Genomic DNA, 20,368 nt, shown 5'->3' on the forward strand with positions numbered 1-20,368 from the left:
CGAATCGCTTGTCGATACGTCTATTCGGCGACGTCCGTACGACGACGCCGAAGTGACCCGAGTACAGGTGCAGGTGTGACGGAGGTGCAGGGCGATGGCCGGTTTCCGAAGTCTGGCGAGACAGGTCCGCGATCCACGGTGCGACCTGGCGCTGCGGCGCTATTCGCTGCGCAAGTGCCTTGAGCGTTTTGCCCCTTATGGGCACAGGGCGACCTGGGACCATCTCTGCTCCCGGGCCGGATTCGGTCCCGAGGACCGCTCCCCCGACCCAGCGCGGCTCGTGGCCGCACTGGAGGAGCTGGAGGAGGCGCGTTCGGTGTGGCTGGCCTACGAGGTCGCCTTCGCCGAGCGGCGCAGGAAGGAGAAGCACGACGGGCTGCGCAGGCCGGGCAGCGTGGACGACTGGCACCGGCTGACCTGGGGCGGGTTCGGGGTGGCCTGGTGCGACGACCCCCGGGTCCATCCCGACGGACCGCTGGCGGAGGTGCTGCGCCGGCTGATCTCCGCGCTGGAGCGTGAGCCGGGCGACGTGTGCCCGGTGTGCGACGGGGAGCGCCTCGTCTGGAAGTACGACCTTGACCACGAACCCTCGACGGGTCCCGTCTGCACGGACTGCGGGATCCTCGTGCCGCGCCCCGTCCTCACTCCCGACGCGCGCGCGGACGCCCGGCGGGGAAGGCTGCTGATGTCCGCGTAGCCGACCGCGGGAGTGCGCCGGGGATGCCGCACTCCCGGTGGCCGGTACGGACCGGGCCGCGGCGGGCGTTGTCAGTGGCGCCCGGCACGATGGGGCAATGGTGCAGCTTTGTGTGAACGGCGCGCGGGGAAGCGCCGACGGTGCCGTGGTGCCGCTGTCGCCGGAGGCGGTCGCCGACTCGGTGGCCGAAGCGGTCGCCGCCGGAGCCACCGACGTCCACGTCCACCCGAAGACACCGTGCGGGCGGGACACGCTGTCCCCGCGCGTGCTCGCGGCGACGCTGGAGGCGATCAGGGCGCGGGTCCCGGCGTCGGTGCCGGTCGGCGTCACGACGGGTGCCTGGGCCGAACCGGACCCCGCGGCCCGGGTGGCGCGGATACGGAGCTGGACGGTGCTGCCCGACCACGCCTCGGTCAACTGGCACGAGCCGGGCGCCGAGGAGGTCGCCGCCGCGCTGATCGCACGAGGGGTCGCGGTGGAGGCGGGCGTCTGGTCCGGCACGGACGGGGCGGCCTTGTTCCTGCGCTCACCGCTCGGGCCGAAGGTCCTGCGGGTGCTGGCGGAGGTGACGGACACCGACCCGGCGACCGCGCGGGAGTCCGCGCACGCCCTGCTGGCCCGCCTCGGCACGGCCCACGGCCGCCCCGTCCTGCTGCACGGCGAGGAGGGCGGCGCCTGGCCGGTGCTGCGCCTGGCCGGCCGGCTGGGGCTGGCGACCCGGATCGGTCTGGAGGACACCCTGCGCCTGCCCGACGGCGTCCGCGCCGCCTCCAACGCCGAGCTGGTGACCGCGGGGACGAGGCAGTGGGCCGCCGCACGCCGGGGCGGCGACGACTGACGACCGGGCGGCCCGGGTCACCGCGCGGTCAGTCGCCGCAGCACGGCACTTCCGGTCCCCGGGCGCGGCTCGACCCGCGGCCGCCCCTGGCGGTGGAGCCGCGGCGCTCCGGAGCCACGGCCGACAACCGGGCCCGGGTCACCGCGCGGTCAGTCGCCGCAGCAGGGCATTTCCGGTTCCGGGGCGCGGCTCGGCGCTCGGCCGCCCCTGGCGGTGGGGCCGCGGCGTTCCACGAGCAGGCGGGAGCCGGCACTGCGTTCGCCGAAGGCGTCGTCGGGGTTGGACAGGACGCAGGTTTCCAGGGACAGGCAGCCGCAGCCGATGCAGTCGGTGAGGTGGTCGCGCAGCCGGCTGAGCTGCTTGATGCGCTCGTCCAGCTCGGAACGCCAGGACTCGGAGAGCCGGGCCCAGTCGCCCTCGGTGGGCGTGCGCCCCTCCGGCAGCTCGGCGAGCGCCTCGCGGATCGTGGCCAGCGGTATGCCGACCCGCTGGGCCGCACGGACGAAGGCGACCCGGCGCAGCGCGTCACGGCTGAAGCGGCGCTGGTTGCCCGAGGTGCGGCGACTGCTGATCAGACCCTTGGACTCGTAGAAGTGCAGGGCGGAGACCGCGGCACCGCTGCGTGCGGCGAGCTGGCCGACCGTGAGCTCTTGGATCTTCTCTGGAATCTGGGGCACCCCTCGAACCCTACCGACCCGATCGGCCTCGCGGACCGGTCCGGTCCGTTGACAGGGGCGTCCCGGGGGACCATGCTAAGCAGTCGCTTAGAGTCGAGCGCACAGGGCGAGCGGGCGAGCGAGCAGAGAGGCCGGAACATGGCAGAGCCGAGGATCTTCGCGTCCGCCGACGAGGTGAAGGCGGCGGTGGGCGAGCAGTTGGGGTACACCGACTGGCTGGAGGTCGACCAGAAGCGGATCGACCTGTTCGCCGAGGCGACCGGCGACCACCAGTGGATCCACGTGGATCCGGAGAAGGCCGCCGCGGGCCCGTTCGGCGGCACCATCGCGCACGGCTATCTCACCCTGTCGCTGCTCCCGCTCTTCGGACCGCAGCTGATCCGGGTCGACGGCGTGAAGATGGGCGTCAACTACGGCACCAACAAGGTCCGCTTCCCCTCCCCCGTCCCGGTCGGCTCGCGGCTGCGCGCCACGGCGACGATCACCGGGGTCGAGGACGTCAAGGGCGGCATCCAGGTGAGCGTCGCCTTCACCGTGGAGCGCGAGGGCGGCGACAAGCCGGTGTGCGTCGCCGAGTCGGTCTCGCGCTACTACCTCTGAGCCGCCGGCGGTTCGGCACCCACCATGCGCAGCACGAGGTCGGCGTAGAGCGCGCCGACCTCGTCGGGCGTGCGGGGGCCGTTCACGTTGAACCAGCGGGCCACGTCGATGCAGAGCGACAGCACGGCCAGCGTCGTGCCCTTGACGTCCGGCACGTCGAACTCGCCCGTCGCCACGCCGTCGTCGATGATGCCGCGCACCGCGGCATCGCACTGCCGGCGGAGCGTGAGGATCTCCTCCCGGGCCTCGGGGCCGAGGGCGTCCAGCTCGTACTGCACGACCCGCGCGGTCGTGCGCCGCCCGGCGTGCCAGCGGACGAAGGAGCTCACGGCGTCGGCGAGCCGTTCGGTCGCACTGCCCTCGCCCTGGGCCGCCGAGCGCAGGATGGCCACCGCCCGGGTGTGACCGATGCGGCTGATCCGGTGGAGCAGCTCTTCCTTGGTCTTGTAGTGAATGTAGAGCGCGGCCGGGCTCATGCCGGCCCGTCCGGCGATGTCGCGGGTCGTGGTCGCGTGGTACCCGCGTTCGGCGAACGCCTCCACGGCGGCGACCAGGAGCCGCCGGGCCGCGTCGGGCGTGACCTCTTCCCACGGCTCGATGTCGCCGCCCGTCGTCTCGGCCGCCGTACTCATCGCTTGTTCGCCCCTCTCGGTGACAGGAGCACCACCATACCGCCGAAGGTGAGCGGGCGCTTAGTGCAGGCCCTGGGGGCGCTGTCCGGCGGGGGCGCCGCCGGACTCCCGGAAGGGGTCGTGCTCGACCAGGATCTTGTCCAGCCGCGCCTGGTCCACCCGGCTCACTATCTGGCCGACCTCCTGGCGGTCCCGGATGATCTTGGCCAGGGTGAAGGCCGAGGTGACGAGGTACAGGACGGCGATCGCGAGGAAGGCGCGCACCCAGGCGTCGGCCTGGAGCTGGTAGATGCCGATGGCGGTGGCGGCCATGGCCACCGCGAACGAGGCGACGGCCTGCCCGTAGAAGGCCGCCGTGTTCTGCTGCTTGACCGGTGTGTCGCTCATGGGGACAAGAGTCGGCGGATGTGGCCCGCACCACATCCGCCGTCGTACTCAGTTCGCGTACTCAGAGCCCGGTGGTCAGAATGCCGAAACCCCGGTCAGCGCACGCCCGATGACCAGCTTCTGGATCTGGCTGGTGCCCTCGTAGAGGGTCATCACGCGGGCGTCGCGCAGCAGTTTGCCGGCCGGGTACTCGTCGATGTAGCCGTAGCCGCCGAAGACCTGGAGGGCGTTGTTGGCGGCGCGCACGGCGGCCTCCGAGGCGAAGAGCTTGGCCTTGGAGGACTCGACGGCGAAGGGCTGCCCGCGGTCGACCAGGTCGGCGACCCGCCAGGTCAGCAGCCGGGCCGCGTCCACGTCGAGGGCGATGTCGCTGATCAGCTCCTGTACGAGCTGGTGGTGGGCGATGGTCTTCCCGAACTGCTCCCGCTCGCCCGCGTACCGCACGGCCGCGTCCAGCGCGGCCTGGGCTATGCCGACGCAGCCGGCGGCGACCGACATCCGCCCCTTGGCGAGGGCCGACATGGCCACCGAGAAGCCCTTGCCCTCGGGCGCGAGCATCGCGGAGGCGGGGACGCGGACGTCCTCCAGGACCAGTTCGGCGGTGGCCTGGCCGCGCAGCCCGAGCTTGCCGTGGATGGTGCGGCGGGTCAGGCCGGGTGTGTCGGTGGGCACGAGGAAGGCGGAGACGCCCTGGTGGCCGGGGGCGTCGGTGGAGCGGGCGAAGAGCAGGACGACGTCGGCCCAGGTGCCGTTGGTGATGAACATCTTGGTGCCGTTCACGACATAGTCGTCGCCGTCCCGGACCGCGCGGGTGGTGAGGTTCCCGGCGTCCGACCCCGTACCGGGCTCGGTGAGGCCGAAGCAGCCGACGTACTCGCCGGAGGTGAGCCCCGGCAGCCAGCGCCGCCTCTGCTCCTCGCTCCCCCAGGCCGCGACGGTCTTGGCGACCAGGCCGAGGGAGACGGAGACGATCCCGCGCACGGAGCTGTCGCCGCGCCCCAGCTCCTCCGTGACCAGGCAGTACGCGAGGTGGTCGCCGCCGCTGCCGCCGTACTCCTCGTCGATCGTGAGGCCGAGGAAGCCGACCTCGCCCAGCTTCTTCACCAGGGGGCGGTCCACCTCCTCGGCACGGTCCCACTCGACGACATGGGGGGCGATCTCCCGCTCCACGAAGTCCCGGGCGAGCTGCCGTACGGCGGTCTGCTCCTCGCTGAGCTCCAGGTTCATGCCGAGTCACCCCACAGGAAAGAAATCTTGAAAGCCGTACATTTAAATTAGCACTGCTAGTTTCAGCTCGCAGCCCTACTATGTGCGCCATGGCCCGACCGCGCAAGCCCCTGCTCAGCACCGACCGGATCGTCCAGACGGCCCGCGCGCTGGTGGACGCGGAGGGCCTCGCGGCCGTCTCCACGCGCCGGCTGGCCTCGGAACTGGGGGTCAGCGGCCCCTCGCTCTACAACCACTTCCGCACCAAGGACGAGATCCTGGAGGCCGTCGCCGACTCGGTCAGCGCGCAGGTGGACCTGTCGATGTTCGAGGACGGCCGGGAGTGGCGGACCGCGCTGCACGACTGGGCCGTGTCCTACCGGACGGCGCTGCGCGACCACCCCAACATCGTCCCGGTGCTGGCCCACGGCCCGGGCCGCCGCCCGGCCGCGCTGCACCTCGCGGACGCCGTCTACGGCGCGATGGTCCGCGCGGGCTGGCCCCCGGCCCAGGCCACCTCCATCGGCGCGCTGATGCGCTACTTCATCATGGGCTCGGCGCTCGGCTCCTTCGCCGGCGGCTTCGTGGACGACGCCGGCGCCTACGATCCCGCCGACTACCCGCACCTCCAGCAGGCCCACCTCCTGGCCGAGCAGCAGGAGAAGATCGACGAGCGCGCCTTCGAGACCGGTCTGACGGCACTCCTGGACGGGCTGGCGCAGCAGTACGCGCAGGTCGGGCAGGGCGTCTGAGGCCGCCGCGGGCTCCCCGGACACTTCGGCGCCCGCCGAACCGTGCGTGGCGCATCCTGGACGCATGACCGAGAGGGACGCCGGGGCTCCCGGCCTCGCACGGCTGGCCGGGCTGCTCGCCGACGAGACGCGTGCCGCCTGCCTGCTGGCCCTGCTGGACGGGCGGGCCTGGACCGCCGGCGAGCTGGCCCGGCACGCCGGGGTCGCCGCGTCGACGCTCAGCGAGCACCTGGGCAAGCTGGTCGCGGGCGGGCTGCTCGCCGAGGAACGGCAGGGGCGGCACCGCTACGTGCGGATGGCCGACGACCGGGTGGCGCAGCTCGTGGAGGACCTGGCGGCGCAGGTCGCGCCCGAGGCCGCCGCCCGGCGTCCACGCACCCTGCGGGCGTCGAGCGCCGGTTCGGCGATGGCCCGGGGGCGCACCTGTTACGACCATCTCGCCGGACGGCTCGGCATCGCGGTCACCGACGCGCTGACCGGGCGCGGGCTGCTGCGCCAGGACACCGGCTTCGCACTCACGGACGCCGGGCTCGGCTGGTTCGACACCGCCGGGATCCCGCTGCGGCCCACCGGTCGCCGGCCACTGGCCCGGGCCTGCCTGGACTGGACGGAACGCCGTCCCCACCTCGCGGGCGTGGCGGGCGCCGCCCTGTGCCGGCACGCCCTGGACACGGGCTGGTGCGTGCGCATCGGCTCGGAGCGGGCGGTGAAGGTGACACCGGCGGGCGAGGACGCACTGTCCGAACTGCTGGACATCGACCCGGCGGCACTGCGCTGAGCGCCGCCCCGGCACCGGCTCACCGTCCGAAATCCGCCAGCACGCGCCCCGTCTCGCCACCTAGCCTCTGGAGCATGATGAGCACCGCCCGCACGTCCCCTCCCGCCCCTTGGCACCGCCGTCCCGAACTCCTCGCGGCCGGCGCGGCCACCGTCACGATCGTGCTGTGGGCATCCGCGTTCGTCTCCATCCGCAGCGCGGGCGAGGCGTACTCGCCGGGCGCGCTGGCGCTCGGCCGGCTGCTGTCGGGGGCCCTGACCCTCGGGGTGATCTGGCTGCTGCGCCGGGAAGGGCTGCCGCCGCGGGCCGCCTGGCGGGGGATCGCGATATCGGGGCTGCTGTGGTTCGGGTTCTACATGGTCGTCCTGAACTGGGGCGAGCAGCAGGTGGACGCCGGCACGGCCGCCCTCGTGGTCAACGTCGGCCCGATCCTCATCGCGCTGCTCGGCGCGCGGCTGCTGGGCGACGCGCTGCCGCCGCGGCTGCTGGCGGGGATGGCGGTGTCGTTCGCCGGTGCGGTGACCGTGGGCCTGTCCATGTCGGGCGAGGGCGGTTCCTCGCTGTTCGGGGTGGTGCTGTGTCTGCTGGCCGCGGTGGCGTACGCGGGCGGGGTGGTGGCCCAGAAGCCCGCGCTGGCGCACGCGAGCGCCCTTCAGGTGACGACGTTCGGGTGCCTGGTCGGCGCGGTGCTCTGCCTGCCGTTCGCCGGGCAGCTGGTGCACGAGGCGGCCGGCGCGCCCGTCTCCGCGACGCTCAACATGGTGTACCTGGGCGTGTTCCCGACCGCGCTGGCCTTCACGACGTGGGCCTACGCCCTGGCCCGTACGACCGCCGGCCGCATGGGCGCGACCACGTACGCCGTGCCTGCGCTGGTCGTGCTGATGTCGTGGCTGGCACTGGGTGAGGTCCCGGGACTGCTCACCCTGGCGGGCGGCGCGCTGTGTCTGGCGGGCGTGGCGGTGTCCCGCTCGCGCAGGCGCCCTGCCGCGGTCCCCGACCGGCCGGAGCCCACGGCGGAGCCCCGCCGCGAGGACGCGGGGCGGGCCTAGGACCCGGCCCCGTGAGAGGCCCCGCTCGGGCCCTCACCGGGCCGGTCCCCAGCCGTGAGAGCCCGACCGGACCATCACGCGACCGGGCCCGGCCCGGGAGGGTTCCGTGGACGGCGCGGCGGGGGGCACGGGGCGGGCTAGAACACCACCAGGGCTCGCCCGCCCTTGCCCGCCAGCATGTTGTCGAAGGCCGCCGGGATGCCGTCCAGGGCGATGCGCTCCGTGACCAGGGCGCCGAGGTCGAGGCGGCCGGCGCGGACGTGTTCGGCGAGGACCGGGAGGTCGCGGGCGGGGTCGGCGTTGCCGTAGACGCAGCCGGACAGGGTGCGGCCCCAGTGGAAGATCTCCAGGGCGTTGAAGGTGACCTGCTGGTCCTTGCCGCCGATGCCGACGACCGTGGTGCGTCCGCCGCGCCGGGTGGATTCCCAGGCGGTGCGGATGGTGACCGCGCGACCCACGCACTCGACGGCGACGTCGACGCCCTGCTTGCCGGTGAGGGCGCGGATCTCGCGGGCGGTGGTGTCGGAGGCGAGGAGGTAGTCGGTGGCGCCCGCGGCGCGGGCCAGCTCCTCCTTCTCGGGGGACACGTCGACCGCGAGGATCTTCGACGCGCCCGCGATCCGGGCCGCCTGGAGTGTGGCCAGGCCCACTCCCCCGGCGCCGAAGACCGCGACCGTCTCGCCCTCGCGGACCCGCGCCGAGTGGTGGACGGTGCCGTAGCCGGTGAGGACGGCGCAGCCGAGGAGTGCCGCCTCGGTGAGGGGGATGCCTTCGGGGGCGGGCAGGACGCAGTACGCGGCCACGACCGTCTCCTCGGCGAACGCGGCGACGTTCAGGCCGGGGTGCAGGTCGGTGCCGTCGTCGGCGCGGCGGGCGTGCACGTCGGCGGCGCCGGCGAGCGCGTTGGCGCACAGCCAGACCTCGCCGAGCGAGCAGGCGTGGCAGGCGCCGCAGGACGGGGCCCAGTTGAGGACGACCTCGTCGCCGGGCGCGACGTGGGTGACGTCCTCGCCGACGGCGACGACGGTGCCGGCGCCCTCGTGGCCGAGGACGGCGGGCAGCGGCACGCGCATGGTGCCGTTGGACAGGGACAGGTCGGAGTGGCAGACCCCGGCGGCGGCGAGCCGCACCCGGACCCGGCCGGGGCCGGGCTCGGGCAGCTCGATGCCGGTGACCTCCAGCGGGGCCCCGAGGGCGGGTACGACGGCGGCACGGACTGCGGTACGGACGGCCATGACGTGGACGGCTCCCCTGCGGCTAGAAGCGGGCTAGAACTGGAGGGACTTGGTCTGGAGGTACTCGGTGAGGCCGTGGGCGCCCAGTTCGCGGCCCACGCCCGACTGCTTGTAGCCGCCGAAGGGCGCCAGCGGGTTGAACCGGCCGCCGTTGACGTCGACCTGCCCGGTGTCCATCCGGCGGGCGAAGGCGACCGCCTCGGCCTCCTCCCCGGCCCAGACGGCGCCGGCGAGGCCGTAGACCGTGCCGTTGGCGATCCGGAGGGCGTCGTCCTCGTCCTCGTAGCGGAGGATGGACAGGACGGGGCCGAAGATCTCCTCCTGGGCGATCGTCATCTCCTCGGTGACGTCGGCGAAGACCGTCGGGCTGACGAAGTACCCCTGTTCGTGCGGGGCTTCGGGGCCGCCCGCGACCAGGCGCGCGCCCTCGGCGACGCCCTTGTCGATGTAACCGCGCACCCGGTCCCGCTGCTTGGCGTTGACGACGGGGCCGATCCGGTCGCCGTACTTCGCGGCGGCCTCCCCGGCCAGCTCCACGGCCTCGTCGTACTGGTCGCGGTGGACCAGCATGCGGGTCCAGGCGCTGCACGTCTGGCCGGAGTTGGACATGACGTTGGCGACGCCGACGTTGACCGCCCTGGCGAGGTCGGCGCTCGGGAGGATGACGTTGGCGGACTTGCCGCCGAGTTCGAGGGCGACCCGCTTGACGGCGGCGCCCGCGGTGGCGCCGATGCGGCGGCCGACGGCGGTGGAGCCGGTGAAGGAGACCAGGTCGACACCCGGGTGCTCGGCGAGGGCCTGACCGGCGACCGGGCCGAGTCCGGTGACCAGGTTGAAGACGCCCGCGGGGATCCCGGCCTCGTGCACCGCCTCGGCGAAGAGCTGCGCGACGAGCGGGGTGTCCTCGGCGGGCTTGAGCACCATCGTGCAGCCGGCCGCGAGGGCCGGGGCGGCCTTGGCGACGATCTGGTGGAGCGGGTAGTTCCAGGGGGTGATGGCGCCGACCACGCCGACCGGCTCGTGGTGGACCACGGAGTTGCCGACCTTCTCCTCGAAGGCGTACGTCGCCGCCAGCTCGGCATAGGAACCGGCGACCGCGATCGGGGCGCCCGCGTGCACGGCCTGCGAGAACTTCAGCGGGGAACCCAGCTCGGCGGTGACCGTCTCGGCGATCTCGTCCTTGCGGGCCACCAGGACGTCCCGCAGCGCGGCGAGGCGGGCGGCCCGCTCGGCGGGCGGGGTGGCGGCCCAGCCGGACAGCGCGGCGCGGGCGGCCCGTACCGCGGTGTCGACGTCCAGGGCGTTGCCTGCCGGGACCTTGCCGATCACCTGCTCGTCGACCGGGTTCACGACGTCGATCGTGTCCCGGCCGTCGGCGGGGCGCCAGGCTCCGTCGATGTACATGCCGTCGTGTGCCTTCATCGGGTTCCTTCCGGGCGGGCCTCGTCGTCCGACCCCAAACTAGCGCCGTTAGTTTTACGGCACCAGGGGCTCCCCCGATGGTGGTGCGGCTCACCCTCCCGGAGCGCGGAATCTCGGCGTGATCACTCCTCCAGCTCGGGCAGATGCGCCGGGGCGGGGCAGATCCGGTCGCCGTGCTGGTCGAAGACGAACAGGTGGGCGAGGTCGACGAGGAGGGGGACCTGCATGCCGTGGCGGAGGTCGATGTCGGGGGTGGTCCGGACGATCAGGTCGCCGGGGAGGCGGCCGTCGGGGGCGGCGACCGCGGGTTCGGGCTCCGGCGGTTCGTCCATGACGACCACCGGTCCGGCCCGCAGGGCGCCCGCGCGTTCCCTCAGCCGCTCCAGGACCGTGCCGTCGCGGCGGCGGCGCCTGACCGGGCGGGCGGCGGGGCGCGGGGCCTCCAGGTCGGGCACGACGGCCGGCTGTGAACCGGTGTTGAAGTGCACGAGGACCTCGTGGCCCTGGAACTCGACGTGCTCCACGAGCCCGGTGAGCAGCACCTCGCCGGGGCGTGCGGACGAGGGTTTCGCGATCCGGACGGCCTCCGAGCGCAGGCCCACGATGACCTCGCGGCCCTGCTGGACGCGGAGCAGCTGGTGGTCCAGGGAGAGCGGTTCGGGCAGGCGCAGGAACTGCTTGCCCAGGCTGATGGTCATCGCCCCGTCCAGCGGGGCGCGCACCAGGCCGCGCAGCAGGTTGATGCGGGGGGTGCCGATGAAGGCGGCGACGAAGACGTTGCGGGGCAGGGCGTAGACGGCGCGCGGGGTGTCCACCTGCTGGAGGACGCCGCCGCGCAGGACGGCGACGCGGTCGCCCAGCGACATGGCCTCGGACTGGTCGTGGGTGACGTAGATCGTGGTGACGCCCAGCTCCCGGGTCAGCCGGGTGATCTCGGCGCGCAGGTGGTTGCGGAGCTTGGCGTCGAGGTTGGACAGCGGCTCGTCCATCAGGAAGGCGGTCGGGTGGCGGGAGATGGCGCGGCCCATGGCGACCCGCTGGCGTTCGCCGCCGGAGAGCTGGGCGGGGAGTCGGTCGAGGAGGTCCTCGATGCCCAGCATGCGGGCAGTGGCGTCCACGCGGGGGGTGTGATCGGTCTGCGGGTCCTCGACGCGCAGCGGGAAGCCGATGTTCCCGCGGGTGGTCATGTTGGGGTACAGGGCGAAGTTCTGGAAGACCATCGCCATCCGCCGCTCGGCGGGGAGCAGGTCGTTGGCGTACGCGCCGTCCAGCGTCAGCTCCCCCTCGGTGATCTCCTCCAGTCCGGCGATCATGCGCAGCACGGTCGACTTGCCGCAGCCGGAGGGGCCGAGCAGGACGAGGAACTCGCCCGGCGCGATGTCCAGCGACAGCCGGTCCACCACGCGGACGCCTCGCGCGTAGGTCTTGCTCACGTCGTGCAGGGAGATGGCGCGTGTCATGGAGGTGCCCCCGGGGGCTCACTGAGCTCTGGTGCTCCGCGGTCGGACGCCCTCGTGCGGGTCGTACGGGGCGTGTGAGTCACGGAAGTTAACGGACCGTGCCCGGCCTGGGGAAGACACCCGACGACATCTCGACGCGACCGTCCATCTGGTGAGAAAGCGGACGGCCGGATTCAGGGGGTGGGGCGTCTCACGACGTGATCATGCCGGGGACCGGCCGCCGCGTCAGCCGTCCGACGAGCCGTCCGACGAGCTGTTCGCGTCGCCGCCTCGGCGGTTGCCGCCGGAGCGGCCGGACACGCGGACCAGCTCGCCCGCCGCCAGGGTCGCCGTCGCCACCGCACGCGTCCAGGGCGGGCCGCCGCGGCCCGCCCACACGACGCAGACGCAGCCGCCGACCACGAGGAGCAGGACGACGGACAGAACGATCAGGATCATGCTCATCCCTTCGACTCCCGGCACGGCCGACTGTCGCCCGCCCGGTCCGGGACATCCTGCCCGACCTCCGGACCCCGGGGACCGGCGGCCCGGCCGGCCGCACCGGCCGCATCGGTCGCACCCGTCGCACCCATCGCACCCATCGCACCGGTCGACGGCGAACGCAGGGCGACGCCCGAGGAGAGCAGGAGGAGGGCGCCCAGCATCACGAAGGGCGCGGCCACGCCCGCGACGCCCGCGATCAGTCCCGCGGCCGCGGGGGCGGCGACCTGGCCGAGGCGGTTGCCGGTCAGGCGCAGGGCGAGGGCCGTGGAGCGCGCCTCGTCGGGGGCCGCCTGCACGACCGTGGTCATGGAAAGCGGCTGGCCGACGCCCAGGCAGAAACCGAGGACGACCAGCATCAGGGCGAGCGCCCACACCGGCACCGGCAGCGCGACCCCGGCGCACAGCAGGGCGGCCAGCAGACACGTGACCGTGAGCAGCACCGTGCGGCCGAGCAGCCGCAGCAGGGGCGTCAGCACGAGCCGGCAGGCGATCGTCGCGGCGGCCCGCAGGCTGAGCAGTACGCCGATCACGGCGGGGGAGATTCCCCGGTGCTCGCCGACCACGGGCAGGTAGGCGGTGAGGATGTCGGTCGCGGAGAGCACGGAGAGGCTGATCAGGATGCCCGCGGGCACGCCCCGGGCGCGCAGGATGCTCCCCACGGGGACGCGCGCACCCTGCTGCGTACGGGACTTGGCGGCCCCCGGGTGTTCTATGCGCCACAGGGAGGTGAAGGCGACCGCCGCGCCCGCGCCCGCCACCACCAGGGCGAGTGCGCTGCTGCCGGCCATGTCGGGGCCGCCGATGAGCGCGCCCGCGGCGATGGGGCCGATCAGCTGGCCGAGCGAGGCGCCGATGGTGAAGTGGCCGAAGTTGCGGTCCTGTTCGTGCGGCGCGGACTGGCGGGCGACCAGTGACTGGGCCCCGATGACGAAGCAGAGGTGCCCGAGGCCCATGACGCCGCTCCACAGGGCCATCGTCCACAGGGACCCGGCGGCGCCGCTCAGCGCGCAGCCCCCGGCGATGAGCACCACTCCGGCGGGCAGCAGCGGCGCACAGCGCCCGTGGTCGGTGCGGCGGCCCAGCGGAACGGCGGCGAACAGCGGCAGCAGCGCGTACACACCGGCGATGACACCGACGGCCCGTTCGTCCGCGCCCAGCGCGAGGGCCCGGTAGGAGACGGCGGGCCGGGCCATCGACACCGCGGCCTGCGCGAAGCCGAAGGCGATGACGAGGCGGAGCAGCCAGCCGCGGTTCCCACCGGGCACCATGATCGTGTCCCTTCCCGACGATCCCGAACGATCTTTGAATGATCTCTGACGGTCAGATGATGCCGAACACGATGCCCGCCGCGAGGATCACCAGGCTCGTCAGGACGGCCCACTTCACCACGAACCGCGTGTGGTCGCCGAACTCGACCCTGGCCATGCCGACGAGGACGTAGACGGCCGGGACGAGCGGGCTGGACATGTGCAGCGGCTGGCCGACGATCGAGGCGCGGGCGATCTCCAGCGTCGACACGCCGTGCGCCTGGCCGGCCTCGGCGAGCACCGGCAGGACGCCGAAGTAGAAGCCGTCGTTCGACATGAAGTACGTCAGCGGCAGGCTCAGCAGGCCGGTGACCAGACCCATCTGCGGGCCCATGCCGTCGGGGATGGTGTCCACGAGCCAGTTGGCCATGTGGTCGACCATGCCGGTGCCGGTGAGGACGCCGGTGAAGACGGCGGCGGCGAAGACCATGCCGGAGACGTTGAGGACGTTGTCGGCGTGGGCCGCGATGCGGGCCTTCTGGTCCGGGATGTGCGGGAAGTTGACGGTGAGGGCGAGCGCGGCGCCGATCAGGAAGAGCACCGGGATCGGCAGCAGCTCCATGATCATGGCGGCGAGCAGCGCGACCGTGAGCAGCGCGTTGAACCAGTACAGCTTGGGCCGCAGGGTGGGCCGGTTCGGGTCGAGGCCCTTGAAGTCGTCGTCGGACTCACCTCCGGACTCACCGCCGGACTCGGCGTCCCGGTCGCCCGCCCCGCCGGAGCCGCCCGCCCCGCCGCGAGCCGCACCGGCACCGGCACCGGCACCCGCACCGGACGCCCCGGCGGCCCCCGCACCCGCACCCGCACCCGCACCGACCAGCACCGTCTCGGTCTCGCGATCCGGCTCCCGCACCAGCGTCTCGTCCAGCGACAGCGTGCCCACCCGCTTGCGCTCGCGCAGACCGAGCACGTACGCCAGGACGACGACCGCGACCAGACCCACGGCCAGGGCCGGGATCATCGGGACGAAGATGTCGGTGGCGTCGACCTTCAGGGCGGTGGCGGCGCGGGCGGTGGGGCCGCCCCAGGGCAGCGTGTTCATCACGCCGTTGGCCATCGCGGCGACGCCGGTCATCACGACCAGGCTCATCTTCAGCCGCTTGTACAGCGGGTACATCGCCGAGACCGTGATCATGAAGGTGGTGGAGCCGTCGCCGTCCAGCGAGACGATCGCGGCGAGCAGCGCCGTGCCGACGACGACGCGCATCGGGTCGGCCTTGCAGAACTTCAGGATGGCCCGGACGATCGGGTCGAAGAGCCCGACGTCGATCATCACACCGAAGTAGACGATCGCGAACATGAGCATCGCCGCGGTGGGGGCGAGGCTGGACACGCCGTCGATGACGTAGTCGCCGAGATGGGCGCCCCTGCCGACGAGCACGCAGAACAGCGCGGGAATCAGCACGAGCGCCGCGATCGGCGACATCTTCTTCATCATGATCAGGACCAGGAAGGTCGCGATCATGGCGAAGCCGAGGATGGTCAGCATGAGTGAGTACCTAACGTTCGCCCTTGAACATCCCACCGGGGCAGGCGGTGCGAGCGACGTTAGGTGGCGCGAAGCAGCGTTAACAAGACGTTGACATGCGAGCAATAAGCGCAGAACTCCAGGTCACAGCTCTGCGCCGGTCAGCGGTGTGAGCGTTACGGGTATGCCGTTGAGGACGGCGTTGCCCGAGAGCGGGTCGAGGGTGCTGCCGTCGAGGAGCTGGTTGACGTTGACGCCGGGATCGGCGGCGGCGTGCGGCTGGCGGGTGCCGGGCCGGTCGTGGCCCCAGCCGTGCGGGAGGCTGACCACGCCGGGGCGGACGGTGTCGGTGATCTCGGCGGGGACGGTCACCGCTCCCCCGGGCCCCTTCACGCGCACCGGTTGCGCACCGCGCAGACCCAGCCGTGCGGCGTCCTCGGGATGGACGTGCAGGGTGCAGCGGTTGGAGCCGCCGGTGAGGGCGGGGATGTTGTGCATCCAGCTGTTGTTGGAGCGCAGATGGCGGCGGCCGACGAGGACGGTCCCGGCGGGATGCTCGTCCAGGGTCCGTACGAGGCGCGGCAGGTCGGCGGCGATCGGTGCCGGGAGCAGCTCCACCTTGCCGCTGCGGGTCTTCAGGGGCTGCGGCAGACGTGGGCGCAGCGGGCCGAGGTCGATGCCGTGCGGGTGGGCGAGGAGCCGCTCCAGGGTCAGCCCGTCGGGCCGGGCGCCGAAGCCGTCGCCGTAGGGGCCGAGGCGCAGCATCAGGTCGAGGCGCCGCTCGGGGCCGTTCTCGCCGGTGAGCAGTGCGGTCAGTTCGCCGGGGTCGCGGCCGTGCACGGGTGAGTGCGGCTCCCGTACGGACCTGGCGAGGGTCTGTTCGATCACCATGGCGTCGACGGCGGCGGGGTCGGTGCCGTGCGCGCCGCTGACGGCCAGGGTCAGCCGGGCGAGGATCTCCGCCTCGGCCCTCCTGCCGGGCTCCAGCGGGACGGCGGGGCGGGTGTAGCGGACCTGGTTGCGCACGGCGAGGGTGTTGAAGGCGAAGTCGTGGTGCGGGCTCTGGGCGGGCGGGGGCGGCGGCAGGACGACGTGGGCGTGGCGGGAGGTCTCGTTGAGGTAGGGGTCGACGCTCACCATGAAGTCGAGGGAGTCCAGCGCCTTGTCGAGCCGGTCGCCGTCGGGCGCGGACAGGACGGGGTTGGCGGCGATCGTGAGCAGCGCGCGGACGGGCTCGCCCGCGTCGGTGGCGGTGTCGATCTCCTCGGCCAGGGCGGACAGCGGCAGTTCGCCCTTCGCCTCGGGGTGTCCGCCCACCCGGGAGCGCCAGCGGCCGAGCGCGAAGCCGCGGCCGGGTCCGGCGGGGCGCGGGGTCCGGTCGGTGGCGGCCTGCGGGAAGAGCGCGCCACCGGGCCGGTCCAGGTTGCCGGTGAGGATGTTGAGGACGTCCACGAGCCAGCTGGCGAGGGTGCCGTGCGGGACGGTGCAGCTGCCGATGCGGCCGTAGACGGCGGCGGTGGGGGCGGCGGCGAGTTCGCGGGCGAGGGCGCGGGTCACGTCCGGTGCCACGTCGCAGGCGGCGGCGACGGACTCGGGGGTGAAGTCGCGTACGGCGTCCCGGACTTCGTCGACCCCCTCGACGTGCGGGGCGAGTGCGCCGAGGTCGACCAGGCCCTCCTCGTACAGCACGTGGGCCATCGCCGCCAGCAGCAGCGCGTCGGTGCCGGGGCGGATCGCCACGTGCCGGTCGGCGAGCTTCGCGGTGCGGGTGCGGCGCGGGTCGACGACGGTGAGGGTGCCGCCGCGGGCCTTCAGTGCCTTGAGCCGGCCGGGGAAGTCGGGGGCGGTGCACAGACTGCCGTTGGACTCCAGCGGGTTGGCGCCGATGAGCAGGAGGTGGTCGGTGCGGTCGAGGTCGGGCACCGGGATGGCGTTCGCGTCGCCGAAGAGCAGGCCGCTGGAGACGTGCTTGGGCATCTGGTCGAGCGTGGACGCGGTGAAGAGACTGCGGCTGCCGAGGGCGCCGAGCAGGACGTTCGGGTAGAGCGCGCCCGCCATGGTGTGCACGTTGGGGTTGCCGAGGACCACGCCGACGGAGTGCGGTCCGTACCGCTCGACGAGGGGCCGGACCCCGGCGGCGACCGCGTCGAAGGCCTCCTCCCAGGTGGCTTCGCGCAGTTCGCCGTCCCTGCGCACCAGGGGCGTGCGCAGCCGGTCGGGGTCGGCGTCGACGGCCCCGAAGGCGGCGCCCTTGGGGCAGATGAAGCCGCGGCTGAAGACGTCGTCGCGGTCGCCGCGGGCGGCGGTGACCGTGCTGCCGTCGACGGTGAGGGCCAGGCCGCAGGTGGCCTCGCACAGGGGGCAGATACGCAGGGCGGTGCGGGGCACGGGGTCCTCCCGGAAGGCGGCGGTGGCGCGCTGTGCCCGGCGAGCATACCGACCGGTAGGCATGTTGGGGAGGGGTCGGACGGGCGGCGGCGGGGGTGTTCGGGCGGCCACCCGGCCGCGCCGGGTCAGTCCAGAACCCGCCCCAGATACGCCCGCAGCAGCTCCCGGGCCTCCTCGATGATCTTCTCGTCCCCGTCGGGTGCGACCCGGAAGGCGAGTTGTACGAGGGTGTCGGCGGTCTCCACGGCGACGAGGAAGACGCGGCGCAGGTCGTCGTCGGGGCGGCGGCCCAGGTAGCCGGAGAGCAGTTCGGTGAGCCGCTCGGCGACGCGGTGGTTGGGGACGGCGTGGCGTTGGCCGACCGGGATCTGGTTGCCGAAGTCGATCAGGGAGAAGCCGGGCGCGGTCCGCTTCATCGCGAGGTACTCGTCGAGCACGGCGTCCAGCGCACCGCGCCAGCCGCCGCCGTCCGGCCCGGAGTCCGTCTCCGTCAGCCGTTCGGTGACGCGCTCCGCGTAGCGCTCCAGGTTGCGCTGGGCCAGGGCGTCGGCCATCTGCCGCTTGTTGCCGAAGAAGCGGTACACGGACCCGATGGGCACGTCCGCGCGCAGCGCCACGGCCCGGGTGCTGAGGGCGTCGTAACCGACCTCGTCGAGGAGGTCGGCGCAGGCGTCGAGGATCCGGGTCAGCCGTTCGGCGCTGCGCCGCTGCACGGGGGCACGGCGGAGCGGGGTCGCGTGGGACACGGTCCTCATGATGCCCTGCCCGCCCGGCCGGGTGAACCGCGGCCTCCGGTACGGCCCGGGGCGCCCGCCGGACCTCCGGGGCGCCGGAGGAGGGGGGCGGGCGGGCTCACCGGTCCGCCGCCGGTCCGGTGACCGTCCGGCCCTCGATCGTCTCCGGCTGCGTCGCCCCGGTCGGCTCCGCGTCCGATGCCGTGATGTCCGCCGTGCTCTCGACGGGCTCGCCGTCGACGGCCCAGACGGTGTCGTCGTCGGCGTACAGGCGGACCGTGAGCTGGTGCGTGCCGCGCGGGACCAGGCCGGCGGGGAGGCGGTAGCGGGGGCCGCGCAGGAGGGTGAGGAGGTCGCCGTCGAGGAAGAGGTGGGCGACGCCGCGGCCGGCCACCGCTCTGGCCCCCGTGCCCTCCGGCGAGAACCTGAAGTCACGGACGGTCAGGCGCACGTCCCAGCTGTCGTCGGCCTCGGGCTGCACCTCGATGCCGACCTCGGGAGCGCGCTCGGCGTCCACCTCGCGATAGCGCCGGCCCTCCTCGTCGGTGTCGTCGAGCAGCTTGCCCACCGGCGTGGCCGAATCCCCGGCCTCCGGTTCCTCCACGTCACCGGAGCCGCAGCCCGCCGATCCCGTCAACAGCAGGACACAGACCGCGAGCACGGCGAGCACTCCCCGGGTCCACGACATGACGCGAGACTAGAACACGGGTCCGACAGTCCGGATCCCCCGGGGGTCTGGTTCCGGTCATCCTCACGACGGACGTCAGAACGGAGTGGACGTGCGGGAGCGGACGGGCAGGAGCGGAGCGGGGAAGTCCTCTTGCGCCCTCTTGCGCGCGGGAAACCGCAATCCTACGGTGTGCCATAGGAATCGGGTGGGAATCGGGTTGCGAGGGAGCGATCAATGAGCGGGGACGCGCGGAAGACCGCGGAGGGGCTGGCCTATCTGTCCGGTTTCGGCAACGAGCACAGCTCGGAGGCCGTGGCGGGCGCGCTGCCCGAGGGCCGGAACTCGCCGCAGCGGGCGCCGCTGGGCCTGTACGCGGAGCAGCTGAGCGGCACGGCGTTCACGGAGCCGAGGGCGCACAACCGGCGCTCGTGGCTGTACCGGATCCGCCCGTCGGCCGCACACCCGGCATTCACCCGTGCGGGCAACGGCACGATCCGCACCGCGCCCTTCAACCAGGCCGTGCCGGACCCGAACCGGCTGCGCTGGAACCCGCTGCCGGTGCCCGGGCCCGCCACCGACTTCGTCGAGGGGCTGTGGACGCTCGGCGGCAACGGCGACGCGACCCAGCGCACCGGCATGGCCGTGCACCTCTACCACGCCACGGCGTCCATGGAGCGCGTCTTCAGCGACGCGGACGGCGAGCTGCTGATCGTCCCGGAGCGCGGCGGCCTGCTGCTGCGCACGGAGTTCGGGCTGCTGCACGCCGAGCCGGGGCATGTGGCGCTGATCCCGCGCGGGGTCCGCTTCCGCGTGGAGCTGCTGGACGCGGACGCCCGCGGCTACGTCTGCGAGAACTACGGCGCGCCGTTCCAGCTCCCCGACCTGGGCCCGATCGGCGCCAACGGCCTGGCCAACGCCCGGGACTTCCGCGCGCCGGTCGCCGCCTACGAGGACGACGAGAGTACGCCGGGCCCGGTGGAGGTGGTCAACAAGTTCTGCGGCAACCTCTGGACGGCCGAGTACGACCACTCGCCGCTGGACGTCGTCGCCTGGCACGGCAACCACGTGCCCTACGTCTACGACCTGCGCCGCTTCAACGTCATCGGCTCCATCTCGTACGACCACCCGGACCCCTCGATCTTCACGGTGCTCACCTCGCCGTCGGACACCCCGGGCCTGGCGGGCGTGGACTTCGTGGTGTTCGCGCCGCGCTGGCTGGTGGGCGAGGACACCTTCCGGCCGCCGTACTTCCACCGGAACGTGATGAGCGAGTACATGGGCCTGATCGAGGGCGCCTACGACGCGAAGGCGGAAGGCTTCGTGCCGGGCGGCGGGTCCCTGCACAACATGATGTCGGCGCACGGCCCGGACCGGGAGACCTTCGACCGGGCGAGCGCCGCCGAGCTGAAGCCGCAGCGGATCGACGACGGACTGGCGTTCATGTTCGAGACGCGGTGGCCGGTGACCCTCACCCCCCAGGCGGCCCGCGCCGAGCACCTCCAGCCCCGCTACGACGACGTCTGGCAGGGCCTGGAGCGGCACTTCCGCCCCTTGCACTGAGGTTTTCCTACCGGTACGGATGGCC

Annotated in this window: 20 protein-coding genes; 7 read left to right on the forward strand and 13 right to left on the reverse strand. The window is 73.3% G+C overall.

Features of this window, described 5'->3' with window-relative positions:
- The first annotated feature begins 94 nt into the window (after positions 1-94).
- The gene (locus ACZ7MF_RS37280; RefSeq protein WP_356865417.1) at positions 95-697 is read left to right on the forward strand and encodes a hypothetical protein; all 603 of its coding nucleotides are present in this window, start codon (positions 95-97) and stop codon (positions 695-697) included.
- 97 nt (positions 698-794) lie between these two features.
- Positions 795-1,535 carry a 3-keto-5-aminohexanoate cleavage protein gene (locus ACZ7MF_RS37285; RefSeq protein WP_471482570.1) on the forward strand — a complete coding sequence of 247 codons (741 nt, stop codon included), beginning with the start codon at positions 795-797 and terminating at the stop codon, positions 1,533-1,535.
- Positions 1,536-1,684: 149 nt separating this feature from the next.
- On the opposite strand, the gene soxR is transcribed toward ACZ7MF_RS37285, so the two are convergent.
- Positions 1,685-2,212, reverse strand: coding sequence for a redox-sensitive transcriptional activator SoxR (gene soxR, locus ACZ7MF_RS37290; RefSeq protein WP_471482571.1), 528 nt, complete (start codon positions 2,210-2,212; stop codon positions 1,685-1,687).
- A gap of 138 nt (positions 2,213-2,350) precedes the next feature.
- On the opposite strand from soxR, the gene ACZ7MF_RS37295 reads away from it, so the two are divergent.
- Positions 2,351-2,812 (forward strand): MaoC family dehydratase, encoded by a 462-nt coding sequence (locus tag ACZ7MF_RS37295; protein WP_471482572.1) that lies wholly within the window; start codon positions 2,351-2,353, stop codon positions 2,810-2,812.
- Here the strand turns inward: ACZ7MF_RS37295 and ACZ7MF_RS37300 are convergent.
- The 3 genes from ACZ7MF_RS37300 to ACZ7MF_RS37310 form a co-directional block, all read right to left on the reverse strand.
- Positions 2,803-3,444 carry a TetR family transcriptional regulator gene (locus ACZ7MF_RS37300; RefSeq protein ID WP_471482573.1) on the reverse strand — a complete coding sequence of 214 codons (642 nt, stop codon included), beginning with the start codon at positions 3,442-3,444 and terminating at the stop codon, positions 2,803-2,805. The genes ACZ7MF_RS37295 and ACZ7MF_RS37300 overlap by 10 nt on opposite strands.
- Positions 3,445-3,504: 60 nt before the next feature.
- Positions 3,505-3,831 carry a YiaA/YiaB family inner membrane protein gene (locus tag ACZ7MF_RS37305; protein WP_471482574.1) on the reverse strand — a complete coding sequence of 109 codons (327 nt, stop codon included), beginning with the start codon at positions 3,829-3,831 and terminating at the stop codon, positions 3,505-3,507.
- A 75-nt stretch (positions 3,832-3,906) separates the two neighbouring features.
- Positions 3,907-5,058, reverse strand: coding sequence for an acyl-CoA dehydrogenase family protein (locus tag ACZ7MF_RS37310; RefSeq protein ID WP_471482575.1), 1,152 nt, complete (start codon positions 5,056-5,058; stop codon positions 3,907-3,909).
- An 89-nt stretch (positions 5,059-5,147) separates the two neighbouring features.
- Between ACZ7MF_RS37310 and ACZ7MF_RS37315 the strand changes: the two genes are divergently transcribed.
- From ACZ7MF_RS37315 to ACZ7MF_RS37325, 3 genes are all read left to right on the forward strand, one after another.
- The gene (locus tag ACZ7MF_RS37315) at positions 5,148-5,789 is read left to right on the forward strand and encodes a TetR/AcrR family transcriptional regulator (RefSeq protein WP_471482576.1); all 642 of its coding nucleotides are present in this window, start codon (positions 5,148-5,150) and stop codon (positions 5,787-5,789) included.
- Positions 5,790-5,853: 64 nt separating this feature from the next.
- Positions 5,854-6,567 carry an ArsR/SmtB family transcription factor gene (locus ACZ7MF_RS37320; RefSeq protein WP_471482577.1) on the forward strand — a complete coding sequence of 238 codons (714 nt, stop codon included), beginning with the start codon at positions 5,854-5,856 and terminating at the stop codon, positions 6,565-6,567.
- Between the two features lie 74 nt (positions 6,568-6,641).
- Positions 6,642-7,616 carry a DMT family transporter gene (locus tag ACZ7MF_RS37325; protein ID WP_471482578.1) on the forward strand — a complete coding sequence of 325 codons (975 nt, stop codon included), beginning with the start codon at positions 6,642-6,644 and terminating at the stop codon, positions 7,614-7,616.
- A gap of 137 nt (positions 7,617-7,753) precedes the next feature.
- On the opposite strand, the gene ACZ7MF_RS37330 is transcribed toward ACZ7MF_RS37325, so the two are convergent.
- The 9 genes from ACZ7MF_RS37330 to ACZ7MF_RS37370 form a co-directional block, all read right to left on the reverse strand.
- A complete protein-coding gene (locus ACZ7MF_RS37330) occupies positions 7,754-8,851 on the reverse strand; it encodes a Zn-dependent alcohol dehydrogenase (RefSeq protein WP_471482579.1) in 1,098 nt (365 codons plus the stop codon).
- Positions 8,852-8,884: 33 nt separating this feature from the next.
- A complete protein-coding gene (locus tag ACZ7MF_RS37335; RefSeq protein ID WP_471482580.1) occupies positions 8,885-10,273 on the reverse strand; it encodes an aldehyde dehydrogenase family protein in 1,389 nt (462 codons plus the stop codon).
- A gap of 122 nt (positions 10,274-10,395) precedes the next feature.
- Entirely contained in the window at positions 10,396-11,733 is a 1,338-nt protein-coding gene (locus tag ACZ7MF_RS37340; protein WP_471482581.1) for an ABC transporter ATP-binding protein, read from the reverse strand.
- Positions 11,734-11,958: 225 nt separating this feature from the next.
- A complete protein-coding gene (locus ACZ7MF_RS37345) occupies positions 11,959-12,171 on the reverse strand; it encodes a hypothetical protein (RefSeq protein ID WP_361016052.1) in 213 nt (70 codons plus the stop codon).
- 2 nt (positions 12,172-12,173) lie between these two features.
- The gene (locus ACZ7MF_RS37350) at positions 12,174-13,484 is read right to left on the reverse strand and encodes an MFS transporter (protein WP_471482582.1); all 1,311 of its coding nucleotides are present in this window, start codon (positions 13,482-13,484) and stop codon (positions 12,174-12,176) included.
- 52 nt (positions 13,485-13,536) lie between these two features.
- Positions 13,537-15,012 carry a CitMHS family transporter gene (locus tag ACZ7MF_RS37355; protein ID WP_471482583.1) on the reverse strand — a complete coding sequence of 492 codons (1,476 nt, stop codon included), beginning with the start codon at positions 15,010-15,012 and terminating at the stop codon, positions 13,537-13,539.
- Positions 15,013-15,135: 123 nt separating this feature from the next.
- Positions 15,136-17,379, reverse strand: coding sequence for a molybdopterin-dependent oxidoreductase (locus ACZ7MF_RS37360; protein ID WP_471482584.1), 2,244 nt, complete (start codon positions 17,377-17,379; stop codon positions 15,136-15,138).
- 125 nt (positions 17,380-17,504) lie between these two features.
- On the reverse strand, positions 17,505-18,134 hold the full coding sequence (locus ACZ7MF_RS37365) for a TetR/AcrR family transcriptional regulator (RefSeq protein ID WP_356865450.1): 630 nt from the start codon (positions 18,132-18,134) through the stop codon (positions 17,505-17,507).
- Positions 18,135-18,231: 97 nt separating this feature from the next.
- Complete coding sequence (locus ACZ7MF_RS37370; RefSeq protein ID WP_471482585.1) at positions 18,232-18,801, reverse strand: hypothetical protein; 570 nt, start codon at positions 18,799-18,801, stop codon at positions 18,232-18,234.
- A 216-nt stretch (positions 18,802-19,017) separates the two neighbouring features.
- Here ACZ7MF_RS37370 and hmgA point away from each other — a divergent pair, with 216 nt between their 5' ends.
- Entirely contained in the window at positions 19,018-20,343 is a 1,326-nt protein-coding gene (hmgA, locus tag ACZ7MF_RS37375; protein WP_471482586.1) for a homogentisate 1,2-dioxygenase, read from the forward strand.
- The last annotated feature ends 25 nt before the right edge of the window (positions 20,344-20,368 follow it).

Source organism: Streptomyces sp. NPDC111628 (genome assembly GCF_055635195.1).